Raw genomic sequence first — 2960 nt, forward strand, 5'->3', positions numbered from 1 at the left:
CACGGCCACACCACCTACATCGAAACCAGCCCCCACCCCACACTCACCACCGGCATCCAAGACACACCCATCCTCACCACCGGCACACTCCACCGCGACAACGGCACCTGGACCCAACTCCTCACCAACCTCGCCACCCTCCACACCCAAGGCTTCACCACCGACTGGACCCGCATCCTGAAGAGCCTGGGCAGCACGCGACCGGCCTCGCTGCCGGCGCTGCCCACCTATCCGTTCCAGAGGCAGCGGTACTGGCCGCAGGTTTCACTCGGGGCCGCGGGAGATGCCTCGTCCGTCGGGCTCGACTCGCCCGGGCACCCCCTGCTGGGGGCGTGCGTCACCTTGGTCGACAGGCAGACCACCGTGTTCAGCGGACGCCTGTCCCTGGACACCCACCCCTGGCTCGCCGACCACGCCATCAACGACACACCCGTCCTCCCCGGCACCGCCTACCTCGAACTCGCCATCCACGCAGGCGACCACACCGGCACACCCCACATCGAGGAGCTGAGCCTCCACGCCCCCCTGGTCCTCACGACTCCCATCCAGCTTCAGATCACCGTCGACGAACCCGACGACAGCGGTCACCGAACCCTGACCATCCACTCGCGCGCCGGCAACGCCGATGCCTGGACCTGCCACGCCACGGGGACTCTCACTCCTGCGGCGGCATCCGACACACGCGACCTCTCCGCATGGCCCCCGCCCGACGCCGAGCCGGTTCCAACCGACGAGCTCTACCAGCGGTTGGACGACTTGGGCCTGACCTATGGACCCCTTTTCCAAGGCGTCCGAGCAGCCTGGACCACCTCCACCGGGGTCTACGCCGAGATCCAGCTCCCCGATCCCGACGCTTCCACCGGCTACGCCCTCCACCCCGCTCTTCTGGACGCCGCGCTTCATCCCGCCGTCCTGGCCACCGAATCCGGGGACGGCGAGGCTCAGCTCCCGTTCATCTGGAACGGCGTCACCCTTCACGCCGCCAACGCAACGGCACTCCGCGTCGCCATCACCCCCATCGCCGACGAGGGGAGCGGCAACGGATCGGGTGGCCGCTTCTCCCTCTCGGCCGCGGATACCGCCGGTCGGCCCGTCATCACCGTTGACGCCCTCACGCTGCGTCCCGTCGTCTCCGACCTGCCCGCCGGGATGGCTCAGCGCAGGCATCTGCACGCGCTCACCTGGCCGGCCGTCCCACCGAGCGCCGGCGCAACCGATGAGCCCTATGTGGTACTGACCGCGCACGCTTCCGAGCTCGCGAACGCCCTCCTCGGCACCGGCGCACAGGCATACGACGATCTGGAGCAGGTCGCGGAGCTTCCCACCCGACCCTCGGTCGTCGTCGCACCCTGTCCCGAAGATGATGGCGGCGAAGACGTCGTCTCTCGCGCTCACTCCGCTACTCAGCAGATGCTCCGGCTGATCCAGCGGTACCTCGCCGACGACCGCCTCAGCGGAAGCCACCTGGTGCTCCTGACCAACGCGTGCATCGACACGGGCACAGGCGCAGAGCCGACGACCGTGAATCCTTCCCAAGCACCGGTGTGGGGTCTGGTCCGGAGCGTCCAGGCCGAGCACCCCGGACGCATCACGCTCATCGACATCGACCGGCAGGCTGCGAGCTTCCAGACGCTTCCCGCGGCGATCGGGACAGCCCTCAGCCAGGACGAACCCCAGCTAGCCGTCCGCGGCCCGTCCCTGCACGTCCCGCGCCTGACCCGGTTGGCCGCGCTCGCAGCGGACGCCCCCGAGCAGGGCGACCCGACCGCTGCATTCGCCCCTGGTGGCACGGTCCTGGTCACGGGCGGTACGGGCACCCTGGGCCGACTGGTCGCCGCGCACCTGGTCACCGTCCACGACGTCACGCACCTGATCCTGGCCAGCCGCACCGGCCCCGACTCTCCCGAAGCCCAAGAGCTCCACCGTCACCTGGAAGAACTGGGCGCCAAGGTCACCATCGCCGCGTGCGACGCCGCCGACGGCGAGCAACTCACCCGGCTCCTCGCGAACATCCCCGACGACCACCCCCTCACCGCGATCATCCACGCGGCCGGGGTCATCGACGACGCCATCGCCACCTCACTGACCCCCGAACAGATCGACAAGGTCTTCGCCCCCAAAGTCGACGCCGCCTGGAACCTCCACCACCACACCCGCCACCTCCCCCTGAGCGCCTTCGTCCTGTTCTCCTCCGCCGCGTCCACCCTCGGCTCACCCGGCCAGGCCGCCTACGCCGCCGCCAACCACTTCCTGGACACCCTGGCCGCCCACCGGCACGCCGAAGGGCTGCCCGCCCAGTCCATCGGATGGGGCTACTGGCAGCAGGACACCGGCATGACCGGGCACCTCACCGACACCGACCGCAACCGGATCATGCGCGTCGGCCTGAGCCCCATCACCGACGAGCAGGGCCTCGAACTCCTCGACGCGGCCCTCGCCACACCCCGGCCTCACCTGATCGCCGTCCCGATCAGCGCGCGCGGTATCAGCGTCCCGCCGCCACCGCTCCTGAGGTCACTCGCCGGCGGTGCTCACCGTCCCAACGCCGGCAGTAGCGCGAGCCTGGCCGATCACCTGGGCACGCTGACCCCTGATCAGCAGCAAGAGCACCTTCTCGACCTGGTCCGGAGCAGCATCGCCGCCGTTCTCGGCCACACCGGCCCCGACGGGATCGGCGCAGACCGGCAGTTCAACGAGCTCGGGTTCGACTCCCTCACCGCCATCGAACTGCGCAACCGTCTCGCCGCCGCCACCGGGCGTCGGCTGCCCGCAACCCTCGTCTTCGACCACCCCACACCGCGGGCGCTCGCCCTGGAGCTGCGAGCAACGCTCCTAAAGACGCTCGCGAGCACATCCGTGAGCGTGAGGGCAACGGCCACGGACGAGCCGATTGCGATCGTGGGGATGGGCTGCCGCTACCCCGGCGGCGTCACCACCCCGCAGCAACTATGGGACCTGGT

1 protein-coding gene is annotated in these 2960 nt (G+C 69.9%); it reads left to right on the forward strand.

The window, feature by feature from the left end; genetic code table 11:
- A partial coding sequence (locus IEZ03_RS37200) for a type I polyketide synthase (RefSeq protein WP_189241294.1) occupies positions 1 to 2960 on the forward strand: 2960 nt, incomplete at both ends.

Origin of the sequence: Actinomadura livida (assembly GCF_014648675.1) — a bacterium.
Taxonomy (GTDB): Bacteria; Actinomycetota; Actinomycetes; order Streptosporangiales; family Streptosporangiaceae; genus Spirillospora; species Spirillospora livida.